The organism is Streptomyces sp. NPDC017993, assembly GCF_044328065.1.
GTDB lineage: Bacteria > Actinomycetota > Actinomycetes > Streptomycetales > Streptomycetaceae > Streptomyces.
Map to the genome: position 1 here is coordinate 407044 of NZ_JBIRGO010000001.1, position 22403 is coordinate 429446.

A 22403-nucleotide genomic window follows, 5' to 3' on the forward strand; every position below is an offset into this window, starting at 1 on the left:
AGGGGTGCCGGAAGTGGTGGCGGCGGCCGTCCGCGGGGGCGGTCAAACCGCCGCTCGGTCGGTGCCGTTGAGCCGTGAGGGCCCCCTACGTTGCGCCGGTACGCGCGCTACCGCCCCGGGGGGCGGTGAGATGAAGAGTTCGCTGCTGCGGAGCAGGGCGGTGCAAAGAGGGGTGAGCGCGTGCAGCGCGGTGTTGCGGTTGCGGGATGTGGCCACCAACCCGGATCTTCGCAGCACGGCGGCATGCTTGCCGGCTCCCGCCGGTGAGATCCCCAGCCGGTCGGCGAGTTCACCGGTGGAGCAGCCTTCGGCGAGCGCTTCGAGGGCGGCCGCCCTGGTGTGGCCGACAAGTTGGGCCCGTGGCGCATCTCGAGAACCGGCGCCCGCCGGCGGACCTTGGGGTGTACGGAGCCATCAGCCGCTCGACGCCGTGGGAGATGGCCACCCGGCCCCAGCCCTCGCGGGCTCCGTCGAGGTGACTGCGGATCAAGCTCCAGTGCGGCAGCACGGCCACCCGACACAGGTCGGCCAGCAGCCTGGCGCCGCGCCGCTCCTCGCCGGGCGAGACCACGTCGGGCACATGCAGCATGGCCGAGCGGCCGAGTGTCTGTCGGCTGCTCGGCCGCTGGGGTACGACTCGCTCACGTGTCACGAGCCTGCCCGAAGGGCGGGGGGTGGGCGGTGTGTCAGCCGCCGATGTGCCAGCTGACGGTGCCGTCCGTGGTGACGAGGGTGAGGAGGATCGCCAGGTCGATGACGCCGAGGGCCATGCCCAGGAAGGCGCGGCCGCGGCGGTTGGTGTGGTGGGCCAGGGCGAGGCCGCCGAAGATCAGGGCGCAGGGGCCCAGGACGACGTTGCCCACCAGGGTGCCGAGCAGGCCGAAGATGAAGGAGGCCACGGCCATGCCGTCGGCGCGCGAGCGGGACGGCTGTGCGGCGGCCGGCCTTGTGGCCTGGTCGTGCGCGGCTTCCGTCGCGGGGGCCTGTTCCGGGTCCTTCGTGGCCGGGGTGGTTGCCGGCTCGTGGGTGCCCGTGGTTCCGGCCGCTCGGGCGCGCTCGGTGTGGGGCTTGGTGAGGGTGTTCATCGGGTGGTCCCTCCAGCCTTGTGGCGGTGTTCGCGGATGGCGAAGATCAGCAGCCAGCCGGCGATGGCGGCGGCCGCGGCGAGGGCTACGGGGACCGGGAGGTGTGCCGCGGTGCCCAGCAGTACCCCCAGTAGGAGCAGGGCTGCGACGAGGAAGAGCATGATCTGCCTTTCCAACTCAGAGGACAGTTGTTCACTCAGTTATCGAGTCTACGGGCACCCAGGGGTGGATGTGGTCGGAGAACGGTTGTTTACTGGATGACATGAGTCACACCCTTGGGGTCCGGCAGGCCCAGAAGCAGAAAACCCGCCAGGCGTTGCTCGACGCGGCGCTCGGCCTGTTGGAGGAACAGAGCCTGAGCAGCCTGGGGTTGCGGGAGGTCACGCGCATGGTGGGCATCGCCCCGACCGCGTTCTACCGGCACTTCCGGGACCTCGGTGAGCTGGGGGTGGCCCTGGTCGAGGAGGCGTTGGGCAGTCTCCATGTCATGGTGCGCGCGATCCTCGCCGAGCAGGCGGCGGCCGAGGAGCGGATAGACCGTACGGTCGCGGTGGTGGAGCGGCATGTGCGTGAACACCCCGCCCATGTGCGGTTCGTGGCGCGCGAGCGGCATGGCGGGGTGCGGGCGGTCCGGCTGGCCATCGCGGCCGAACTGGAGCGGTTCGCGACCGAGGTGGCGGCCGCGCTCAAGACGCAGCCGGTGTCGGAAGGGTGGACCGACGACGACGTCCGGATGCTGGCGGAGCTGTATGTGGACCGGCTGGTGACGACCGCCGCGGAGCTGCTCGACGCCGAGGACACCGCGGCGCTCGCCGCCGCCGCCGAGGCGGCCGAGGGGCCCGAGGGGGGCGGTGCGGACGCCGGTTCGGGCGGCGACGGTGCGCCCGCCACGGTCGAGAGGCAGCGCGAGCGCGTCGTGCGGGTCGCGCGGCAACAGCTGCGGTTGATCAGCATCGGCCGTCGTCACTGGCGGGAGTGACCTACCGGCCTATGTGCGCGCCGGGGTGACGCGTATGCGGTAGGTGCCGTCGGGGTTTTCGGTGAGGACGGAGACGCCGGCGCCGCTCTTGCGGTCGTGGTAGGTGGCGCCGGGGCGGAAAGTGGCGTCGGTCAGCTCGGCGTTGACGTACTTGTCCTTGGCGAAGCAGCCGCCGCTGCGCGGTGTGGCGTCCACGACGCGCAAGGGGCCGTGGCCGGAGGTGACGTGGGTGGCGACGCGGTAGACGAGGACGCCGGGCCGGCAGACCGCCGGATCGAGGGGGCCGCGGGTGCGCGCCTCGACGACGAGGGCGGTGCGCGGGGAGGTCGGTATGACGACGATCTTCGTGCCACCGCGGGCCGGGGTCGGTGTGAGGAGGTGCTCGGTGGGCGTGCCGTGGCGTGGGGCGCAGCGCACCTGACCGGCGGAGAGCCAGCCGAGCTTCCACTTGTGCCAACCGAGGAAGTCGTTGGTCGGGCCCCAGTCCTCGTCCATCGGGTCCCAGTGGCCGACCGCGGGCGTGGAGCTGCGGCGGTCGGTGTAGTAGAGGTCGGGGAGCCCGAAGGAGTGCGCGTTCTCGTGGTTGAGGACGCGGAAGGCGCTGTCACCGGTCTGCCGGCTCCAGATGAAGGACGCGTTCCGGAACGGCACGCCGTCGGCGGTTCGCAGGCCCATGTCGCCGCCGCTGAAGGTGACCGACAGGACGGTACGGGTCGCGGGCGGGCCCGCGTTGGGTGCCGCGAGGACGTTGATGACGTCGTAGTCGCGGAAGTCGACGGCAGGGTCGACGGCGCGGACCACCTCCCGGGACAGGGCGTGATAGCCGGTGTCGGACGCGGGGTCGAAGGTGCCGCCGCGGGCGATGCCGTAGGCCGCGAGGGGGCGTGCCATCCGGATCCACTTCAGCAGCGGCTCGGGCCGGTAGTCGAGCTTCCCGTAGGAGCTGGCGCGGAAGTAGTCGGTCGCGGCCGGGAAGAACTCGGCGAAGCGGGCGGCGGGTGTGATCTCGGCGCGGGCGTCGGGGAAGTCGATGAAGAGGGTGAGGGCCTTCACGGTGCCGCGCGAGCGTGCGTAGCCGGTGGGGGTGGCGGCGGCTTCGGCGACGTTGTTCTCGATGCCGCGCAGTGCGCACGGTCCGGTCGGCTGCCTACCGGCCTCCGGGGGGTTGGCCGCGGCGGTGGGTGGCGAGCCCAGCGCTATGGCGGCGGCCGCAGTGGCCGCGCCGGCGGCCAAGACCGCGGATATCTTCTGCTTCATAGTGATCACCCTGTGTCGCTGGGTGACCGCTCGCGCGCCGGGTTACGTCATCTGGAGTCATGAGGCCGGAGGTCACAGGGGCGGCGGGGGTGCAGGGGGAGAGGGGGCCGGTGGCGATGCCGAGGGGTGGGGGGCCGGTGGGGTGGCCGCGCTCCAGGTGTCGGGCCGGCGGCGGACGAGGGGGTAGCAGGCGAGTCCGATCAGTACGGACGCGAAGTGGCCGATGTCGGTGAAGGAGGGGTGGCCGGTGGCCAGCGGAGCGGCGTAAAGGGCGAGGATGCCGGCGGCGTAGAGGTGGCTCCAGGGGCGGGGGAGTCGGTAGGTGAGGACTGCGATGATCCCTGCGAGGGCGTAACTGACCCCGACGTCCAGGGTGTTGACGGCTGAGCGCGGGGCCGCGCCGGCGTCGATGGCGAGTGCCAGTACGCCCTCGCTGAGGTAGGTCGCGCCGATGTGGGCGGTGCCGAGGACGGCCAGCCAGAGCTTGGTGCCGAGCCAGCGCTCGGCGGGGACGTGGAAGACCTGGTAGAGGACGAGGTAGCGGGGCCAGCCGCCGCCGTCGAGCCAGAGGGCGCTGGTGAGCAGCACCCGGCCGGGTGAGAGCAGCAGGTTGTGGATGTTGGTCGAGCGGTGCTGCAGAAAGCCTTCGAGGAAGTCCGGGGCCTGCTGATGTATCACCGCCGAGGTCGCGAGCAGGATCGCGAGCCAGGCGTGGGTGCCGGGGGCCCGGCGGACGTATGCCACGGTGCCGGACAGCAGGGCGGAGGCCGCGGCGGAGGGCCAGGAGGGTGGCGGGTCGGCGGCTCCGGAGAGGGGCCGGGCGGCGGGGCGGGTGGAGGTCGGAGCCTGAGGTCGGCCGGAGGCCGGAGCCGGGGGTCGGTCGGAGGTCCGGGTGCGGGCTCGGATGGCGGTCCTGAGGGCGGTCCAGGCGGTGCGAGGGGCGGCGAGCCGGGGCCTTCGGCGCATAAGGGATAAATTAGCAACGTCGGTGCGGGAGTGGCGTGAGGGGGTGCCGCTCGGTGGGTGAGAGTCGCTGTGCGCGCCCGGTGTGGCGGATGTGCCGCATGGGGGCATTGAATGTGGCGCAGGTCACATATCCTCGCGAAATATCCGGGGAGGGTCTCCCCGTTTAACGAGACGTTGGCATGAAACGGGGAGCAGGTCCCCGGTTCGTCCCGGCGTCGTGGACGGCCATCCCGCCGGCCGCGGCCGACCGTCCCGGACCGCCCGGTCCGCCGTAAGGCCCAGGACGTCCGAGAAGTGAGAGGAGTGTGCCGCCGTGACCGCCGCCGACAGTCGCACGAAGCCCCCGCAGCCGCGTCTGCGGGCAGATGCCCTGCGCAACCGGGAGCGGATCATCGCGGCCGCCCGCCAGACGATGGTCGAGTTCGGGGCCGAGGTCTCGCTCGATGACATCGCTCGACGGGCCGGCGTCGGCAACGCGACGCTCTACCGTCACTTCCCGGATCGCCTGGAGCTGATCCATTACGTCACGCTCTCCGTCATGTCCCGCACCGCGGACTGCGCGGAGACCGCCCTTGCCGAGGAGCCCGATGCCTTTCAAGCGCTGAGGCGCTTCGTCCACGCCGCGGTGGAGGAGCGCATCGGGGCGCTGTGCCCGCTGCTCTCCGACGGCGTGGATCTTGACCATCCCGAACTCCGCGCGGCCCGGGGACGCCTGGAGACGGCCATCGAGGCCGTCATGCGCGCCGCGCGCGACAGCGGCCAACTGCGCACCGACATCGCCGTCGGTGACCTGATGGTCGCGCTCACCCAGCTCACCCGCCCGCTGCCGGGCAGTGGCTGTATCGACTTCGACAAGTTCGTGCACCGGCATCTGCAGCTGTTCCTGGACGGCCTGCTGGCGCCCGCGCGCTCCGAACTTCCCGGCGCCGCGGCCACCCTGGAAGACCTCAGGCACCGGCCGTGAGCTGAACCCCAGCTTTTCCGGCCGCATGTTCAACAGGTAGCTCCTCGCGGGCCTTCGGCCGTCCAGCCGTCCCGCTCGCCGGCCGTTCGCTCCTGCGGTCGAACCCGACCTCACCAGATCCGACCGTTCCGTCTCTCCGTCGCCCACGTCCCGTTATTCGCTCACCGCACCAATAGGTGGACTTCGCCATGCCTGAAACAGCCCCGTACGTCGATCCCCGGCGCTGGAAAGCGCTCATATTCATCGCCCTCGCGCAGCTGATGGTCGTCCTCGACGCGACCATCGTGAACATCGCGCTGCCCTCCGCCCAGGCCGACCTCGGCATCACCGACGCCAACCGGCAGTGGGTCATCACCGCCTACGCCCTCGCCTTCGGCGGTCTGCTGCTCTTCGGCGGACGCATCGCCGACCTGTGGGGGCGCAAGCGCACCTTCATCATCGGCCTGGTCGGGTTCGCCCTCGCCTCGGCGATAGGTGGCGCCGCGGCCAACCAGGGAATGCTGCTGGGCGCGCGTGCGCTGCAGGGCGTCTTCGGGGCGCTGCTGGCGCCGGCCGCGCTGTCCCTGCTGGCGGTGACCTTCACCGAGGCCAGGGAGCGAGCCAAGGCGTTCGGGATCTTCGGCGCGATCGCCGGTGGTGGCGGCGCCGTGGGCCTGATCCTCGGTGGCGTGCTGACCGAGTACATGAACTGGCGCTGGACCTTCTTCGTCAACATCCCGTTCGCCGTGGTCGCCGCGACCGGCGCGGTCCTGGTCATCCGCGAGCCCTCGGAGAGCCGTAACCCCTCCCGGCTGGACGTCCCCGGCGTCATCCTGGCCACGCTCGGCCTGGTCTCGCTGGTGTACGGGTTCACCCGCGCCGAGTCCGACGGCTGGCTGGCCGTCCCGACCCTGGGCCTGTTCGTCGCGGCCGCCGTGCTGCTGCTGACCTTCGTGCTCGTCGAGTCCAAGGTGAAGGCGCCGCTGCTGCCGCTGCGGGTGGTCGCCGAGCGCAACCGCGCCGGTGTCTACGCGTCGCTGGGCCTGGCCATCATCGGCATGTTCGGTCTGTTCCTGTTCCTGACCTACTACCTGCAGATCGTGAAGGGCTACACCCCGGTCGTCACCGGCCTGGCCTTCCTCCCGATGATCGTGGGCATGATCGTCGGCTCGACGCAGATCGGCGCCCGGCTGATGACCCGCGTCCGGCCTCGGCTGCTGATGGCGCCCGGCTTCCTGACCGCCGCGCTCGGCATGCTGGTGCTGACCCGGATCGACCTGGACACGTCCTACCCGGCGCTGATCCTGCCCGGCTTCCTGCTGCTGGGCCTCGGCATGGGTACGGCGTTCATGCCGGCCATGTCACTGGCCACGCACGGCGTCCAGCCGCGTGACGCCGGTGTCGCGTCCGCGATGGTCAACACCTCGCAGCAGGTGGGCGGTGCGATCGGTACGGCCCTGCTGAACACCATCGCGGCGAGTGCCACCACGGCGTACGCCACGTCGCACGCCGCTGGTGCGCGCTCCCTGGATCTGCTCAAGCTCCAGTCGATGGTGCACGGCTACGCCACCGCCATCTGGTGGGCGGTCGGCATCCTCGTCCTGGCGGCGGTCATCGCCTTCACGTTCATCAACACCGGCCACCAGGGCGGCAGTTCTGCGGTCGGTTCCTCGGGTGACGGCGAGTCCGCGGCCGAGGGCGACGAGGTGCGGATGCCGGTCATGGCGCACTGAGGCGGCGGCGGGGCGGCGGCGCGGTAAGCGCTCCCGTGCCGCCCGGCACGTTGAAGACCTCGAACGCGGCAGGCGTCGGCCTCCCCGCTCCCCTGGTGCCTCCGATGCGTCGGAGGTGTCAGCGGAGCCAGGGGAGGTCGGCGCCTTTCGGCTGCAGTCCCGCGGCCATCACCCGGCAGATCTCGGCGAGTTGGCCGATCTGCTCGGGGGAGAGGCGGTCGAACATGGCGGCCCGGACGGCGGCGACATGGCCCGGTGCGGTCTTCTTCAGAACCCGCAGTCCCTCGTCCGTGAGGTGGGCGTTCTGGCCCCGCTTGTCCGACGGGCAGTCCTCGCGGCGCACCCAGCCGTTCTTCTCCAGGCGGGCGACGGCGTGGGAGAGCCGGGAGCGGGTGATCTTGGCGTTCTGGGCCAGCTCGGTCATCCGCATGCGGCGCCGCGGGGCGCGGGAGAGCTGGACGAGCAGGCCGTAGTAGACGTGCGGCATCCCGGCGTCGCGTTGCAGCTGGCGGTCGAGGTGGTCCTCCAGGAGCGTGGTGGCGTGGAGGTAGGACTGCCAGGCGTACTGCTCCTCGTCGCTGAGCCAGCGGGGCTCGGCTGCGGGTTCGTTGCTCATAGCACCCATTCTCTCACCGTTCCCCCAGTTATTGAAGTTTTAACAAAAGGTGAGCTATGGTGGAGTTAGCTTGAACTTTCAAGCAACTGTCTCGCACGTGTGACGATGTGGAGCTGCCATGTCCGTGATGCCGGCCCTCTACCTCAGCCACGGCGCACCGCCGCTCGCCGACGACCCGTTGTGGCCAGGACAGCTCGCCGCCTGGGCCGCGGACCTGCCCCGGCCCAAGGCCGTGCTCATCGTCTCCGCCCACTGGGAGGAGGCCCCGCTCGCGCTCGGTGCCACCGAGACGGTGCCGCTGGTGTACGACTTCTGGGGCTTTCCCGAGCACTACTACACGGTGCGGTACGCCGCCCCGGGCGCTCCCCGGCTCGCCGACCGCATCCGGCGGACGCTGCGCACCGCCGGTACGCCCGTGCAGGACATCCCCGACCGCGGGCTCGACCACGGCGCGTACGTGCCGCTCGTCGAGATGTTCCCGGCCGCCGACATCCCCGTGCTCCAGATCTCGATGCCCACCCTCGACCCGCGCCGGCTGTACGAGATCGGCCGCAAGCTCGCCCCTCTGCGCGAGGAGGGTGTGCTGATCGTCGGCAGCGGCTTCTTCACCCACAACCTGGCGGCGCTGCGGCACCGCGGGGACGGCCCGCCCGCCTGGTCGGCGGAGTTCGACGACTGGGGGCGGCGGGCGCTGGCGGCCCAGGACCTCGACGTGCTGTTCGACTTTCGCCACAAGGCCCCCGCCGGGCAGCTGGCCCATCCGCGCACCGAGCACTTCGCGCCGCTCTTCGTGACGCTGGGAGCCGCCGACGCCCAGGGACAGCTGGACAGCGGGCGCAGCGTCGTCGACGGATTCTGGATGGGGCTGGCGAAGCGGTCCGTGCAGTTCGGGTGAGGCGGGTTCGGCCGGGGGCCGGTGCCCTCGGCCGCGTCCGTCTCACACGTCCTGGCGGATCAACTCCAGGGAGCGCAGGGCGGCCGCCAGGGCGCGGTCGTCGCCGTCCGGTGTCCAGGAGGCGACGTCCAGCGCCGTGTCGGTCAGCTTGATCGCGTGCTCGTCGCCGTGTGCGGCGGCCCGCGCGAAGACCTCTTCGGGTTCGAGCGCCCCGGTCCGCAGTGCCGGCAGCGGCTCGTCAGGGGTGTAGACGGCGGTGAGCGCGGCACTCGCCGCCCAGGCCGCGCCCAGCGAGGGTGCCCACAGCTCGCGGGGGAGCGCCGGAAGCGTGCGCAGCACGGCGTTGGGGGCGGTGGCGGCGTGCACGAGCAGCACCTCGTCACCGTGTCCGTAGTCGAGATAGCGGTGGGTGGCGGCCCGTACCAGCGCGGCCAGTTGCGCGCGGGCGGCGTCCGGCTCCTGCGGGGCGTCGACGGCTTCCGCGGCGGTCTGCCAGCCGTCGGTTCCGGGCAGCTGGGCCAGGCCCTTGAGGACGCCGACCCGCTGGTCGGCGACGTGCGGGAGGGCGGCCAGCGCGTCGGCGGGGGAGGCGGTGCCGGTCGGCCGCACGGTCACCGGCAGCGGCGTGTGGCGCGCGGCCCAATAGCCGAGGGCATGCGCCAACTCGGCGATCCGCGGCGCCTCCTCGCCCTCGTCCAGCAGTGTGCGGACGGCGTGCCCGACGCGGATGACGGGATGCGTCGCGGCGCCCGCGATGCCGGGCAGCAGCTGCGGCCACCACTCGGCCAGCACCTCGCGCCAGGGACGTTCCTCGACCTGGCGCGCCATGTAGAGGGTCCAGTCGGTGACCCGGCGCGGATCCCCCATCGCCTGCTGCCAGTTGGCGTCGGTCAGGGGGGACTGTGGGCTGGGGACGTTCTCCAGCTTGGTGGCGTAGTGGTCGACCCAACGGTGGACGGAGCCGGCCTGACCGTGCCGGACCAGGGCCTCGACGGCCATCGGACCGTGATTGCTCAGGAAGCCGCGGAACTCGGGGCCGGTGGTGTGCAGGCGCTCCAGGGCTTCGTCGAGGGTGCCGCTCGTCGTATCCATGATTCGAGGCTAGGACGGCGGGCCGTCGCGGCGGAACGGTCGGCGGCCCTACGCCGTAGGTCGCACGCGTCGTAGGTCGGCGGGGTCGGGCGCCCGCGGGCACGGCCCTGCTCGCGACGGGGTCGGTGCCGGTCCGGTGGGCGAGCGGCGGGCGGTATCGGGTGCCCTGTGTGAGCGTGGGAGGGCGGCCCCGGACGCCGAGACCTCACGAGGAGTGTGCGATGTCGCTGACTGTGGAAGAACGTGCGCAGTTCTTTGCCGAGCCGCTGGTCGCCGTGCTGTCGGTCGCGGCGGGCAGCGAGCGTGGGCCCGTGACCGCGCCGGTCTGGTACGCCTACCGGCCGGATGGCGACGTCATGCTGTTCACCGGCCGTGCGTCCCGCAAGGCCCGGCTGATCGAGCAGGCCGGTCGCTTCACCCTGACGGTGCAGCGCACGTCGCCGTCCTACCGCTATGCCGCGGTCGAGGGGCCCACCGCCTTCGTCGCCGTCACACCCGAGCTGGTCGAGAGGGTGGCGAGCCGCTACCTGCCGGCCGACGAGGTGCCGCGGTACGCGCGCGACGTGCTCAGCCGTGGCGAGGAGCTGATCGCCATCCGCCTGCGGCCCGAGCGGTGGAACGCCGCGGATCTGGGGCCGTCGCACTGAAGCCGGCCGGGCGCCTGCGGAACTGCCGGGAAACCGGACAGCAGGCGTCAGGTATGGGCGGCAGGGTGGAGCCATGACGAGTGGTGGAGCCATGACGAGTGAGAAGACCGGCGGGCCCGAGGGGCGCGGGAGCGGCGGCGAGGGGGACAGGCGTGGCGGGGCGGCGTGGTCGGAGATCGTGTCGGCGGAACCGGATTTCGCGGCACAGGTGCAGGAGCGCTTCGGGGCGTTCACGCACCACGTCCTGGGCACCCTTCGCAAGGACGGCTCACCGCGACTGACCGGCCTGGAGGCCGACTTCCGCTTCGGTGAACTGTGGCTCGGGATGATGCCGGGCTCACGCAAGGCGCTCGACCTGCGCCGCGACCCCCGCTTCTCGCTGCACGCCAACCCCGGACCGGGCACGGACATGGCGGGTGGTGACGTCCGGGTGTCGGGGCGGGCGGTCGAGGTGACCGACCCCGAGACGGTCGCGCGCTACGCCGCCGCGGTGCAGCCCCCGGAACCGTTCCACCTGTTCCGGGCGGAGCTGGCGGAGGTGGTGCGTACGTCGATCGACGATCCGTACATGGTGCTGGAGACCTGGCGGCCGGGCCGGGGGCTGCGCGCCGTGCGGCGGAAGAGCGATGACTCGCCGGCAGAGGTGATGTGAGACGCACTGCGGATCAGCCCGGAGCGCCTATTCGTGGGGGCGTTGCCAATCGGCTTCCTTCCTTGAAAGTACGGCGACCATCGCCGCGGCGATCAAGAGCAAAGCGATGGCGAGGAGCAACGGAGCGCGCACATCGCCAACCCGAAGGAGAAGGCCACCGCAGAACGCGCCGAATACCACTGTCAGTACCGACACCACCCCGCTGGTCACACCCCGGCCCCTGCCACCGGCCAGTTTCGAGTCGGCGGCGACAGCGGTGAAGGTGAGCGTGGCCACGATCGTTCTCATGTCCTTCAAGTTGACCTGCCGGGTGAGCGCCGCTTGAAAGCCCATCCCGCACGCCAGGGCGGCGATCGCGGCCCAGCGTCGGGCCGACGGCACTGTCCCTCCCTCGTCCACTCCCCACAGCAGGGCGACTGCCACAACGACCGGTACCACCACGACTGTTGCGCTTCCGCACAACAACCACCCCCGGTGGTGGGCCAACGATTGAACGGCCCTGCCACCGGCGACACAGCCGACGAGAAATGCCCCGATCGCGACAGCGGACGGGGTCACCGCTGTCCCCACTGCCGACAGGCCGAATCCGACGAAGATGAGATTGCCGGCCATGTTGGCGACGAAGACTTTGCCCAGCACGAGATAGCTGACCGAATCCACCAACCCGGTCACCGTCGTCAGCAACAACAAGAGGGCGGGAAGGGGGCCGTCGGAGCCGCGAAAGAGAGTCCGCAGGGGATCGACCCTCTCGGGAGGGCCGTCATCGCTGTGAACCGCTGCCACGGCCTGTCTCCCACCAGCTACTTTCGCAGGGAGGCACACCGTATCGTCGCGACCCGACGAGAGCCTGATGACACGCTATCCACCGGCGGCTGCTATCCGCCGGTGGATTCCGTGACTGCCGCGCACGCGGCAGGAGTAGCGCACAAGAACTCGCCGAAAATGCAACCAGAGGTCAATTCTCATGAAGCCGCCGGAATTCGCGGCGAGTTCTGCGGAGAGTGCATTGCTGCTTGGGGGGCCCGCCGTCAGTGGGCTCCGTGCGGACGGTGGGTCTTGCGCGGCCGGTGCAGGCCGTGCGGCTCCCGCACCCGGTGGGAGCGGAAGACGTACAGCGAGACGACGAACATCACGCCGCCCATGATCAGGCCCCATCCCACCGACTTCAGTACCGAGGGCCCGCTGAGGCTGTAGAGCCAGCCCATCGCGCAGCCGAAGAGCGCGGCGTACGCCAGTGCCCGGGTGTCCGTGATCATCGACGACTGGAAGTGCACCAGCACCAGGCCCAGCGCCCCGGAGACCACCGCCGCGATCAGTCCGAGCAGCGCGGCCTGGGCGCCCTTGGCGCCGCTGGTGTGGTCGATCCAGATCGTGTAGCAGCCGAAGCCGAGGGCCGCGAGGACGGGCAGCACCACCGTGGCCGGCAGGCGGCGCCCGGCGGGGGGTCCGGCAGGCGTCCGGGAATCGTTGGCAGTCGCGCCGTGTTCGGCTTCGACGGCGCCGTGGGAGCGGGCCGCACCCGTGTCGCGTCGGCGAGCGTGCTTCTCCATGGCGGGCTCCTCTCGATTGCCCTCCTGTCCAGGCGACACCCGGTCGCCGTTCGCGGCAACCGGAGTCAGCTCAGATCCTTCTGGTACCAGGCGACGTCCCAGTAGCGGCCGAATTTGCGGCCGACCTCCGTGTACGTACCGATGTGCCGGAAGCCGAAGCGGGTGTGCAGGCCGACGGACGCCTCGTTCGGCAGGGCGATGCCGGCGTATGCGCGGTGGACGTCCTCGTCGGCCAGGGCTTCGAAGAGGGCCTCGTAGAGCAGGGTGCCGATGCCGCGGCCGGCGGCGCCCGGTGCGCAGTAGACGGTGACCTCCACGGAGGTGGCATAGGCCGCCTTCGGCCGGAACGAGCTGCTGGTCGCGTAACCGAGCAGGGCGCTGCCGTCCCCGTTGCCGTTGTCGCCCCGGGGTCCGGGGCGCGGGCCTGTGGGTTTGCCGTCCGCCTCCTGGGCAACCAGAAGTCGATGAGGGCCGTCTTGTGGGTGGGAGGCCAACCACGGACGGCGCTGCTCGGAAGTGAAGGGCTCGGTGTCGAATGTGACGGACGTCTCACGGATGTAGTGGTTGTAGAGCTCCGTGAGGGCCCCGAGGTCCGCTGCAGTGCCCGCCCTGACCTGCACGTCCCTGCGCTCCGGCAGCATGCGACCCCCCTCGGTGAGGGGGCAGGGTACTGCATGATCACAAAAAAGGACGACGGTGGGGGAATTCTGTCCGGATTCCAGCCGTTGTTTCCTTCGGACGGGTCACTCGGTCACCCATCGGGTTTCCCGCGCCACTGTCCCGCGACCGACTCATCGCAAAGGGAGCACACGCATGGCAACCCGTGCCGTCGCCCGTCGTCAGGCCACCAGCAGCGGTTCTGAGGGGGCCAGCAGCGTTCGCGCCGTAGGCGGGGAGATCGCCGACCGCGACCTGGTGGGCATGTATCTCGACGAGATCGCGCGCACCCCCCTGCTGGATGCCGCGAAGGAGGTCGAGCTTTCGCAGACCATCGAGGCGGGCGTCTACGCCCAGCAGATCCTGGACGGCGAGGTCACCGACGGCAATGCCGCAGGTGCCGGCCATGAGGAGCTGGAGGCGCTGGTCACCGAGAGCGCCAAGGCCAAGGACGTTTTCATCCGTTCCAACCTGCGGCTGGTCGTCGCGGTCGCCCGCCGCTACCCGCGCGCCGGTCTGCCCCTGCTGGACCTGATCCAGGAGGGCAACGCCGGTCTGGTGCGCGCGGTGGAGAAGTTCGACTACGCCAAGGGCTTCAAGTTCTCGACGTATGCCACGTGGTGGATCCGTCAGGCCATCACCCGCTCCATCGCCGACCAGTCCCGCACGATCCGGCTGCCCGTGCACCTCGTCGAGGAGCTGGGCCGGATCCGCCGGGTGCAGCGTGAGTTCAACCGGGAGAACGGCCGCGACCCGGAGCCGGCGGAGGTCGCCGGTGAGCTGGGCTCCACGCCCGCCCGCGTCACCGATGTCCTGGACTGGGCCCGCGACCCGGTCAGCCTCAACATGTCGGTGGACGACGACGGCGACACCCAGTTCGGCGATCTGCTGGAGGACACCTCCGCGGCCTCGCCCGAGCAGTCCGTGCTCACGCTGCTGCGCAGCGAGGAGCTGGAGGACCTGATCGACCGCCTCGACCACCGCACCGCCTCGATCATCAAGGCGCGTTACGGCATCGAGGACGGCCGCGAGCGCACGCTGACCGAGGTCGGCAAGCAGCACGGCCTCACCCGTGAGCGGATCCGCCAGATAGAGAAGCACGCGCTCCTCGAACTGAAGCGGATGGCCGGTGACACGGGGTTCGACGCCGCCGCATAGGCAGCGCGCGTCCGTTCGCGCCCCCGTATGCCCCATAGCGAGATTCTCCGTAGCGAGCCCCGGTGCCGGTTCCGGCGTCGGGGCTCCTTTGTGTGCGCGGGGTCTGCGGGCTGCTGAGGCCGCCGGAAGGCGGTTCGCCGGCCGCCGACGGTTGCCCGCCCGAAAGTGATGTCTGTTTGAGTCTGCTGGATGCCCGCTTGTGTTTACTTCGCGGAAATGCACGCGTAGCATCCCGCTGAAACCACAGTTTCGGGCATCGAACGGACGCGAACGCTGATGTATGCACCTGAGCGCCAGCAGGAGATTCTGCGGCTCGCCCGTGAGGGCGGGCGGGTGGATGTGCTGTCCCTCGCGGAAGAGTTCCAGGTCACCGCCGAGACCGTACGGCGCGACCTGAAAGCCCTCGATCGCGCGGGGCTGGTGCGCCGCGTGCACGGCGGCGCCATCCCGGCCGGCCGGCTGGACTTCGAGCCGGACCTGGCCCAGCGGGACGTCGTCGCCGCCGACGAGAAGCTGCGCATCGTACGCGCCGCGCTCGCCGAACTCCCCTGGAGCGCTGACGGCGGCCCCGGCGAGAGCGCGGCGAACTGTGGTTCCCGGGTGTCCCCGGCGTCCTCGGCTTCCGCTCCTTCCCGCTCCGGGGGACTCTCCGGCACCGTGATCATGGACGCGGGGACCACCGCGGCCCGGCTCGCCGCCGAGATTCCGCTGGAGGCCGAGCTGACCGTCGTCACCCACGGCCTGCCGGTCGCCGCCCGGCTGGCCGACCACCCGGGGCTCACCCTGCACCTGGTGGGCGGCCGTATCCGGCACCGCACGCGGGCCGCGGTCGACGACTGGGCGCTGCGCGCCTACCGCGAGATCAACGCCGATGTGCTGTTCCTCGCCACCAACGGTTTCTCCCTCGACGGCGGCCTGACCACCCCCGACCTCGCCGAGGCCGCGGTCAAGCGGGCGCTGATCGCCGCCGCCCGAAGGGTCGTCCTGCTCGCCGACTCCGCCAAGTTCGGGCAGCAGCACTTCGCCCGCTTCGGCGAGCTGTCGGACGTGGACCTGCTCATCACCGACACCGGGCTGAGCCCCGACGACGCCCTCGCCATCGAGCGCGCGGGCACGGAAGTAGTGCGCGCATGATCCTCACCGTCACCCCCAACCCCAGCCTGGACCGTACGTACGAGATCCCGGCTCTGGAACGTGGTGCCGTGCTCCGGGCCACCGCCGACCGGATCGACCCGGGCGGCAAGGGCGTCAACCTCTCGCGGGCGGTCGCAGCGGCCGGCCACCGCACCCTCGCGGTGCTGCCGCTGGGCGGCCCCGCGGGCGCGGCGCTCGCCGGGCTGCTGAGTGCGGAGGGCATCGAGGTGGCCGGTGTGCCGGTGGCCGGCCAGACCCGCTCCAACATCTCCGTCGCCGAGCCGGACGGCACCCTCACGAAGATCAACGCGACCGGCCCCGAGCTGACCGCCGACGAGTCGGAGGCCCTGCTGGCGACGGTCGGTGAGCGTTCCGCGGGCGCCGACTGGATCGCCTGCTGCGGCAGCCTGCCGCGCGGACTGGCACCCGAGTGGTACGCCGAGCTGGTCGCGCGGGCCCACCGCGCCGGTGCCCGCATCGCCCTGGACACCTCAGGACCGTCGCTGACCGCCGCGCTGCGCGAGCGCCCCGACATCGTCAAGCCGAACGCCGAGGAGCTCTCCGAGGCCGTCGGCCGTCCGCTCGCCACCATCGGGGACGCGGTCAAGGCCGCGGAGGAGCTGCGGACCTCCGGCGCGCGCGCCGTACTCGCCTCGCTGGGCGCCGACGGCCAGCTGCTGGTCGACGAGGACGGCGCCCACTTCGGCAGCGCCCGCGTCACCGCGGTGCGCAGCAACGTCGGCGCGGGCGACGCCTCGCTCGCCGGCTTCCTCGCCGCGGGCGGCACCGGCGTCCGCGCCCTGGCCGCCGCGGTGGCGCACGGCGCGGCCGCCGTCCAGCTCCCCGGCAGTCTGATGCCGACGCCGGACGACCTGGATCCGGCGGCGGTCACGACGACCGACGACGTCCCCCTCGACCGCCCGCTCACGGAGCCGGTGTCATGACCCGGCACGCCGCCGTCGTCGAGAGGCGCGGGCCGCGGAACGCCCGGCGCGGCGTTCCGGCGCCGGTCCTCGATACGCCGCGCGTCCTGCCGCCATCGCCCTCCGCACGGCCCGGCTTCCGGCCGGCCGTCGACGGACCCGCCCTAGTGGCGACAACAGACCGGCCGACACTCCGGGCCACCCCCGCCCGGCCGTCGGCTGCGACCCGGTGTTCGGCCGCTACCCGGCCGATCGGGCACCCCGGCGCCGCCCCCGCGGCCGCCGAGCGAGCGACCGGCACCGCTGCCGGCCTCGCTGCCGGGACCTCCGCTCCACCCCGCCCGTCCCCCTACCACCGCACCGCGTACCACCCCACTGCGTACCCACCCCCTTACGTACTCGCGGCGCACCCCCGTCCCCATGTGCACGACCCCTCCCATTCCCCGTCCCGTCCCCACCGCCCCCTCGGCGGATACGCGCAAGGGAGCCCGCGATGAGTGAGCTGATCACCGCGGAACTGGTCGATCTCGACCTGTCCGCCGAAACGAAGGACGCCGCAGCCCGATCGTTGGCCGAGCGGATGGTCGCATCCGGTCGCGTCACCGACCTGGAGGGCTTCCTCGCGGATGTGGCGGCCCGCGAGGCCCAGATGCCGACCGGTCTCGACGGAGGCATCGGCATTCCGCACTGCCGCAGTGAGCACGTCTCGGCGCCGACGCTGGCCTTCGGCCGCTGTCCCGCCGGCATCGACTTCGGTGCGCCGGACGGCCCGGCGGACCTGATCTTCCTGATCGCGGCCCCCGCGGGCGGCGACGCGGATCATCTGTCGATCCTCTCCACCCTCGCCCGTCACCTGATGGACGAGGAGTTCACCGGCGCGCTGCGGTCCGTCACGGATCCGGCGCGAGCGGCCGCTCTCATCCGCGGAGAGGAGCCGGCAGCGGAGCCGGCGGCGGAGCCCGAGAAGGCCGAGCCCGCGGCCGCCCCGGCGGCCGAAGCGGAAGCTGACGATCCGGCGGCAGCGGAGCCCACCGCCGTCTCCACCGACGCCCCCGCGGGAGCCTCGGCCGAGACGGCGACCCCGCAGCGGTCCGGCGAGCAATCCGCCCCGGCCCCCGACGCCCCGGCCCCCGAGGCCCCCTTCCGCATCGTCGCCGTCACCTCCTGCCCCACCGGCATCGCCCACACGTACATGGCGGCCGAGTCGCTGGAGAAGGCCGGCAAGGCCGCCGGCGTCGAGGTGGTCGTCGAGACGCAGGGCTCTGCCGGCTTCGAGCGGCTCGACCCGCAGCTCGTCGCGGCCGCGGACGGCGTGATCTTCGCGCATGACGTCGAGGTCCGGGACAAGGACCGGTTCGCCGGGAAGCCGACCGTCGACGTCGGGGTGAAGGCGGGCATCAACCGCCCCGCCGAACTCATCGCCGAGGTGCGCGGGAAGGCCGAGCGCGGCGACGCGAGCGCCCCGGCCCGGGATGCCGCGCCCATGGACAAGGGCGGCGACGAGGCCGACGGCTTCGGCACCCGGCTGCGCAAGTGGCTGATGACCGGCGTCAGTTACATGGTGCCGTTCGTCGCGGCCGGCGGCCTGCTCATCGCCCTCGCCTTCGCCATCGGCGGCTACACGATCGACAAGGCGCCGTCCGTCGCCGACCACTTCATCTGGACCGAGACCACCAGCTGGGCGGCGCTGCTCTTCCAGATCGGCGGGGTCGCCTTCGGCTTCCTCGTCCCGATCCTGGCGGGCTACATCGCCTACGGCATGGCCGACCGGCCGGGCCTCGTCCCGGGCTTCGTCGGCGGTGCCATCGCCCTCACCATCAACGCGGGCTTCCTCGGCGGTCTGATCGCCGGTCTGCTCGCGGGCGGGGTGGTGATGGCGATCCAGCGGGTCAGGATTCCCCCGGTCCTGCGCGGCATCATGCCGGTCGTGGTGATCCCGCTGATCTCCTCGGCGGTCGTCGGGTTCCTGATGTTCCTGGTGATCGGCAAGCCGATCGCCGCCCTGCAGAAGGCACTCACCGACTGGCTGTCCGGCCTCTCCGGCGCCAACGCGATCATCCTCGGCGTCATCCTGGGCCTGATGATGTGCTTCGACCTCGGCGGCCCGCTGAACAAGGTCGCGTACGCTTTCGCGGTCGGCGGCCTCGCCAACCCCAACGAGGGCAGCCTGAAGGTCATGGCCGCGGTGATGGCGGCCGGTATGGTCCCGCCGCTGGCGATGGCGCTGGCCACGACCGTCCGCGGCCGGCTCTTCACCAAGACCGAACGCGACAACGGCAAGGCGGCCTGGGTGCTCGGCGCCTCCTTCATCACCGAGGGCGCCATCCCCTTCGCGGCCGCCGACCCGCTGCGGGTCATCCCCTCCGCGATGGCCGGCGGTGCGGTCACCGGGGCCCTGTCGATGGCGTTCGGCTGCACCCTCCGCGCCCCGCACGGCGGCATCTTCGTCGTCCCGCTGATCGGCCAGCCGCTCCTCTACCTGGTCGCCATCGCCGCCGGTACGTGCGTCACCACGGGCCTGGTGATCCTCCTCAAGGGGATGCGCAGCTCGCGCGACGCGCGGCAGGAGGCGATGGCGGACACCGCAGAGGAAGGCAAGGTGACGGTCGCCGCCTGACCTATCGGCGTACCGACAGCAGCTCCTGCACGCCGGGGCCCCCACCGAGCACCGTGGTGGGGGCCCCGGCATGTGCGCGGCGGCAGTCGGCCGGGTGCCGCGCCGTGGTGAGGTGCCGTCAGTCGGCCGTGATGTAGGCGATGAAGAGGGACCAGGCAGGCGCGGCGAAGGTGAGCTGCGAGCCGCCGCCGGCCCGTGTGGAGTCCCGGACATACACCAGGGCGTCGGGCCCGGCCCCGGCGGCCAGTTCGAGGCAGGCCCGGTCGAAGTCGTCGCTGTGGCCGGACTTCCGCCAGGTCAGGGCGTCTTCGGGACGGCTGCCCTCGCCGGCCGCGCCGCGTCCGGACGTGTCGCGGGCCGATATCGCCTCTTCGCTCATCACTCATCCCCCATCCGTTCGGGCCCCCTGACCCGTACGGGGTGCATTCCCCTCGCCGGGGGCGCGTTACCGTCCCCGGCCCGGTCGGATGGACTCGCTCCCGGCGCGGCGGCTGCCGGGGAAGCTGCCGCAGGTGGCACGAAAACGGTGGCCGGCGCCCTCAGGGGGCCGGCCACCGTCGTGTCCGTCAGCAGCCGCCGGTCAGGACGCGCTGCCCGCCTGCCAGTCGGACCAGGAGAGGTTCCAGCCGTTGAGGCCGTTGTCCGGCTTGATGGTCTTGTCCTTCGAGTTCTTCACGATGACGACATCGCCCACCAGCGAGTTGTCGAAGAACCACTTGCCCGGGGTGTTGCCGCCGCCGCCCTTGGAGTCGCGCAGGCCGACGCAGCCGTGGCTGGTGCCGGAGCGTCCGAAGATCGACGGGTCGCCCCAGTAGTTGCCGTGGATGAAGGTGCCGGAGGACGAGAGGCGCATGGCGTGCGGGACATCCTTGATGTCGTACTCGCCCTTTCCGTTGCCCTTCGTGAACCCGACGGTGGAGCCGTCCATCCGGGTCTGCTTGAACATCTCCGAGATGACCATCTGGCCGTTGTAGGTGGGGTTCTCGGGGCTGCCGCCGGAGATCGGGATGGACTTGAGGGTCTTGCCGTCCCTCTTGACCGTCATGTTCTGGGTGTTCATGTCGACGGTGGAGACCTGCGAGCGTCCGATGGTGAAGGACACCGTCTTGGACTGCACACCGGTGATGCCCTCGCCGCCCTGGACACCGTCCAGGTCGATCTTCATGGTGACCTTGGAGCCGGCCTTCCAGTACTCCTCCGGCCGGAAGTCCAGGCGCTGCGTACCGAACCAGTGGCCGACGACCGGCTGGCCGCTGCTGGACGTCACCTTGATGTGGGACTGGACGTCCTTCTTGTTGGTGATGACCTTGTCGAAGTTGAACGACACCGGCATGCCGACGCCGACGGTCTTGCCGTCGTCGGGGGTGTAGGAGCCGATGAAGCTGTTGGCCGACGAGACGGTGGTGAACGTCGCGTTCTCGGTGGCGGAACGGCCCTTGGCGTCCTTGGCGTTCGCCACCAGCTGGTACTTGGTCCCGCGCTCCAGCTGGACCGAGGGCTTCCAGGAGGAGCCGTCGGACGATATGGCGCCTTCCACGACGGTGCCGGAGTCGGCCGCGGTGAGCTTCACATCCGTCAACTTGCCGCCGGTGACCTTCACCCGGGTGTCGTTGATGCTGGCGTCCGTGGCGCCGTCCTTCGACGAGACCTTGATCTTCGCGTCGGAGGCGTCCTTGGCGGCCGCGGCATCCGCACCCGCCTGGCCGTTCTTGCCGTCGTCATGACCACCGGCCTCGGCGTTGCCTCCACAGGCGGACAGGGCCAGCGCTCCGGCCGCCAACAGCGCGGTCACGGCGAGCGTGCGTCGCGTCCGGCGGGTGCGCGGCGTGCCCGTCCCCTGCTGCTCGGCAGGCTGGAGCAGCTGGTGCGGGGTGCGGGACCGAGCGGGCACAGGGTTGTCCGGCGATGTCACGAGCTGCTCCATACGAGGGTGTGGTGTTTTCCGTGCTGGTAAACAGCACCTACGGACGATTTTGGTTGCGGGTCGGGTCGCGTTGTGACCAACATCACACCCGCGGGGGGAGAGGGTGATCGCGCGGCCCGGACAGCCAGGTTCGCAGCGGTGCCCCGTGTTCGTCCAGGCGGGGTGGGGCGGCAGGTTGGGCGACCGGGGTCCCCGAGAGGCGCAGTGGGCTGGTGACTTGGGGGATCCGGCCGTCGCCCACAGGGGTGACCGGGTCGAGTCCGAGCCGCTCCGCCAACTCCAGGGCCTCGGAGAGAGTGTTGACCGGGCCGCACGGCACGGACACCGCGGCAAGCCGCTCGGTCCACCCCTGAGGGGTGTCGGCCACCAGTCGGTCCTCCAACGCATTGATGAGATCTGTGCGGTGTTGTACGCGGTCCTGATTGCGGGCGAACCGGAGGTCGTCGGCCAACTCGGGGCTGCCCAGGGCCGTCACGAGCGCCCGGAACTGCCGGTCGTTGCCGGCCGCCACCGCGAGCAGTCCGCCACGGCAGGCCAGCGTCTCGTACGGAGCGATGCTCGGGTGCCGGTTGCCCATCGGCCCCGGGTCGCGTCCGGTGGCCAGATAGCCGGAGGTCTGGTTGACCAGCGAGCCGAGGAGGGAGGAGAGCAGGTTGACCTCCACCAGCTGCCCCTCGCCGGTGCGGTCGCGGTGCCGCAGCGCCGCCAGGATGCCGGTCGTGGCGTCCTTGGCGGTCAGCACGTCCACCAGCGCGACGCCTGCTTTCAGGGGCGTGCCGCCGGGCTCGCCGGTGATGCTCATGAGGCCGCCGACGGCCTGCACGACGAAGTCGTAGCCGGGCAGGTGGGCGCCCTCGCCGGAGCCGAAACCGGTGATCGTGCAGTGCACCAGGCCCGGGTTCGCGGCGCGGGTGCGGGCATGGTCCAGGCCGTACTTGGCGAGCGACCCGGGGCGGAAGTTCTCGATCAGCACGTCGGCCCGGCGCGCCAACTCGCGGGCCGCGGCCGCGTCGTCCGGGTCGCCGAGGTCCAGGGTGAGGCCCCGTTTGGAGCGGTTGGCGGCGTCGAAGTACGCGGCGGTGCCGTCCGCCGCGAACGGCGGGCCCCACGCGCGGGTGTCGTCGCCGGTGCCGGGCCGCTCCACCTTGATCACCTCGGCGCCGAGGTCGGCGAGCGTCGCGGCGGCCAGCGGCCCGGCCAGGACCCGGCTGAAGTCGGCCACGAGGATGCCCTCCAGCGCGCGGGCGGGCGGCGCGGCAGGGGCGGCGTGCCCGGTGCCGGCGTCGGCCGGTGGCAGGGGCTGCGGCTGGGGCGGCTGCGGCACGTGCGTACTCCTCACGTCGCGGACGATGTGCGGCCATCGTCGGGGGTGATCTTCGCTCGGGGAAGCCTCCGGCGTGTCCAACGGCGTGGCCGGGACCCTGCCGCGCCGGAGGGGTGAGGGGCGGGTGGGGGTGCGGGGGAGTGCGGCGAACAGGGGACGGGAGGGGGGTTGCGCTCCGGTGCACTTCGGGGCGTGCGCCGTGCGGCATGCCGGGAAAGCGATGAAATGTCATAGGACGTGCGTCACTTCGG

At 71.6% G+C, this 22403-nt stretch carries 22 protein-coding genes and 1 pseudogene; 10 read left to right on the forward strand and 13 right to left on the reverse strand.

Annotated elements, in window-relative coordinates; genetic code table 11:
• Nucleotides 1-42: 42 nt before the first annotated feature.
• The 3 genes and pseudogenes from ACH4FH_RS01980 to ACH4FH_RS01990 form a co-directional block, all read right to left on the reverse strand.
• Nucleotides 43-327, reverse strand: a pseudogene (locus ACH4FH_RS01980) (ArsR/SmtB family transcription factor); the annotation flags it as partial.
• Between the two features lie 359 nt (nt 328-686).
• A complete protein-coding gene (locus ACH4FH_RS01985; RefSeq protein ID WP_398553762.1) occupies nt 687-1085 on the reverse strand; it encodes a hypothetical protein in 399 nt (132 codons plus the stop codon).
• Nucleotides 1082-1261, reverse strand: coding sequence for a hypothetical protein (locus tag ACH4FH_RS01990; RefSeq protein ID WP_398553990.1), 180 nt, complete (start codon nt 1259-1261; stop codon nt 1082-1084). The genes ACH4FH_RS01985 and ACH4FH_RS01990 overlap by 4 nt, the downstream gene beginning before the upstream one ends.
• Before the next feature lie 86 nt (nt 1262-1347).
• Here ACH4FH_RS01990 and ACH4FH_RS01995 point away from each other — a divergent pair, with 86 nt between their 5' ends.
• Entirely contained in the window at nt 1348-2064 is a 717-nt protein-coding gene (locus ACH4FH_RS01995) for a TetR family transcriptional regulator (RefSeq protein WP_398553763.1), read from the forward strand.
• A gap of 9 nt (nt 2065-2073) precedes the next feature.
• Here ACH4FH_RS01995 and ACH4FH_RS02000 read toward each other — a convergent pair whose 3' ends face one another.
• Both ACH4FH_RS02000 and ACH4FH_RS02005 read right to left on the reverse strand, forming a co-directional pair.
• Nucleotides 2074-3321: a M6 family metalloprotease domain-containing protein gene (locus ACH4FH_RS02000; RefSeq protein ID WP_398553764.1), complete on the reverse strand. Its 1248-nt coding sequence runs from the start codon at nt 3319-3321 to the stop codon at nt 2074-2076.
• Between the two features lie 72 nt (nt 3322-3393).
• Nucleotides 3394-4287 (reverse strand): rhomboid-like protein, encoded by an 894-nt coding sequence (locus ACH4FH_RS02005; RefSeq protein WP_398553765.1) that lies wholly within the window; start codon nt 4285-4287, stop codon nt 3394-3396.
• Between the two features lie 313 nt (nt 4288-4600).
• Here ACH4FH_RS02005 and ACH4FH_RS02010 point away from each other — a divergent pair, with 313 nt between their 5' ends.
• On the forward strand, nt 4601-5251 hold the full coding sequence (locus ACH4FH_RS02010) for a TetR/AcrR family transcriptional regulator (protein ID WP_398553766.1): 651 nt from the start codon (nt 4601-4603) through the stop codon (nt 5249-5251).
• Nucleotides 5252-5439: 188 nt separating this feature from the next.
• Nucleotides 5440-6963, forward strand: a complete 1524-nt coding sequence (locus ACH4FH_RS02015) for an MFS transporter (protein WP_398553767.1) — start codon at nt 5440-5442, stop codon at nt 6961-6963.
• A gap of 118 nt (nt 6964-7081) precedes the next feature.
• Here ACH4FH_RS02015 and ACH4FH_RS02020 read toward each other — a convergent pair whose 3' ends face one another.
• A complete protein-coding gene (locus ACH4FH_RS02020) occupies nt 7082-7579 on the reverse strand; it encodes a MarR family winged helix-turn-helix transcriptional regulator (protein ID WP_398553768.1) in 498 nt (165 codons plus the stop codon).
• Between the two features lie 127 nt (nt 7580-7706).
• Here ACH4FH_RS02020 and ACH4FH_RS02025 point away from each other — a divergent pair, with 127 nt between their 5' ends.
• Complete coding sequence (locus ACH4FH_RS02025; RefSeq protein ID WP_398553974.1) at nt 7707-8474, forward strand: dioxygenase; 768 nt, start codon at nt 7707-7709, stop codon at nt 8472-8474.
• A gap of 42 nt (nt 8475-8516) precedes the next feature.
• Here ACH4FH_RS02025 and ACH4FH_RS02030 read toward each other — a convergent pair whose 3' ends face one another.
• Entirely contained in the window at nt 8517-9566 is a 1050-nt protein-coding gene (locus ACH4FH_RS02030; protein ID WP_398553769.1) for a questin oxidase family protein, read from the reverse strand.
• A gap of 221 nt (nt 9567-9787) precedes the next feature.
• Here ACH4FH_RS02030 and ACH4FH_RS02035 point away from each other — a divergent pair, with 221 nt between their 5' ends.
• Entirely contained in the window at nt 9788-10213 is a 426-nt protein-coding gene (locus tag ACH4FH_RS02035) for a pyridoxamine 5'-phosphate oxidase family protein (RefSeq protein WP_398553770.1), read from the forward strand.
• A gap of 91 nt (nt 10214-10304) precedes the next feature.
• Nucleotides 10305-10865 (forward strand): pyridoxamine 5'-phosphate oxidase family protein, encoded by a 561-nt coding sequence (locus tag ACH4FH_RS02040; protein ID WP_398553771.1) that lies wholly within the window; start codon nt 10305-10307, stop codon nt 10863-10865.
• A gap of 27 nt (nt 10866-10892) precedes the next feature.
• Here the strand turns inward: ACH4FH_RS02040 and ACH4FH_RS02045 are convergent, their stop codons facing one another.
• From ACH4FH_RS02045 to ACH4FH_RS02055, 3 genes are all read right to left on the reverse strand, one after another.
• Nucleotides 10893-11648, reverse strand: coding sequence for a YoaK family protein (locus ACH4FH_RS02045; RefSeq protein ID WP_398553772.1), 756 nt, complete (start codon nt 11646-11648; stop codon nt 10893-10895).
• Nucleotides 11649-11893: 245 nt separating this feature from the next.
• Nucleotides 11894-12415, reverse strand: coding sequence for a hypothetical protein (locus ACH4FH_RS02050; protein WP_398553773.1), 522 nt, complete (start codon nt 12413-12415; stop codon nt 11894-11896).
• 65 nt (nt 12416-12480) lie between these two features.
• Entirely contained in the window at nt 12481-13056 is a 576-nt protein-coding gene (locus tag ACH4FH_RS02055; protein ID WP_398553774.1) for a GNAT family N-acetyltransferase, read from the reverse strand.
• Between the two features lie 172 nt (nt 13057-13228).
• Here ACH4FH_RS02055 and ACH4FH_RS02060 point away from each other — a divergent pair, with 172 nt between their 5' ends.
• The 4 genes from ACH4FH_RS02060 to ACH4FH_RS02075 all read left to right on the forward strand — a co-directional run bounded on the left by ACH4FH_RS02060 (nt 13229) and on the right by ACH4FH_RS02075 (nt 18904).
• Nucleotides 13229-14230 carry an RNA polymerase sigma factor RpoD/SigA gene (locus tag ACH4FH_RS02060; protein ID WP_398553775.1) on the forward strand — a complete coding sequence of 334 codons (1002 nt, stop codon included), beginning with the start codon at nt 13229-13231 and terminating at the stop codon, nt 14228-14230.
• A 276-nt stretch (nt 14231-14506) separates the two neighbouring features.
• Nucleotides 14507-15364: a DeoR/GlpR family DNA-binding transcription regulator gene (locus ACH4FH_RS02065; protein WP_398553776.1), complete on the forward strand. Its 858-nt coding sequence runs from the start codon at nt 14507-14509 to the stop codon at nt 15362-15364.
• A complete protein-coding gene (gene pfkB, locus ACH4FH_RS02070) occupies nt 15361-16308 on the forward strand; it encodes a 1-phosphofructokinase (protein ID WP_398553777.1) in 948 nt (315 codons plus the stop codon). Before ACH4FH_RS02065 ends, pfkB begins: the two co-directional genes overlap by 4 nt.
• Nucleotides 16309-16780: 472 nt before the next feature.
• Nucleotides 16781-18904 (forward strand): fructose-specific PTS transporter subunit EIIC, encoded by a 2124-nt coding sequence (locus tag ACH4FH_RS02075; RefSeq protein WP_398553778.1) that lies wholly within the window; start codon nt 16781-16783, stop codon nt 18902-18904.
• A gap of 118 nt (nt 18905-19022) precedes the next feature.
• On the opposite strand, the gene ACH4FH_RS02080 is transcribed toward ACH4FH_RS02075, so the two are convergent.
• The 3 genes from ACH4FH_RS02080 to ACH4FH_RS02090 form a co-directional block, all read right to left on the reverse strand.
• Nucleotides 19023-19283, reverse strand: coding sequence for a DUF397 domain-containing protein (locus ACH4FH_RS02080; protein ID WP_398553779.1), 261 nt, complete (start codon nt 19281-19283; stop codon nt 19023-19025).
• Nucleotides 19284-19484: 201 nt separating this feature from the next.
• Complete coding sequence (locus ACH4FH_RS02085; protein WP_398553780.1) at nt 19485-20828, reverse strand: Ig-like domain-containing protein; 1344 nt, start codon at nt 20826-20828, stop codon at nt 19485-19487.
• Between the two features lie 82 nt (nt 20829-20910).
• Nucleotides 20911-22152, reverse strand: a complete 1242-nt coding sequence (locus tag ACH4FH_RS02090; RefSeq protein WP_398553781.1) for a CaiB/BaiF CoA transferase family protein — start codon at nt 22150-22152, stop codon at nt 20911-20913.
• Nucleotides 22153-22403: the final 251 nt, after the last annotated feature.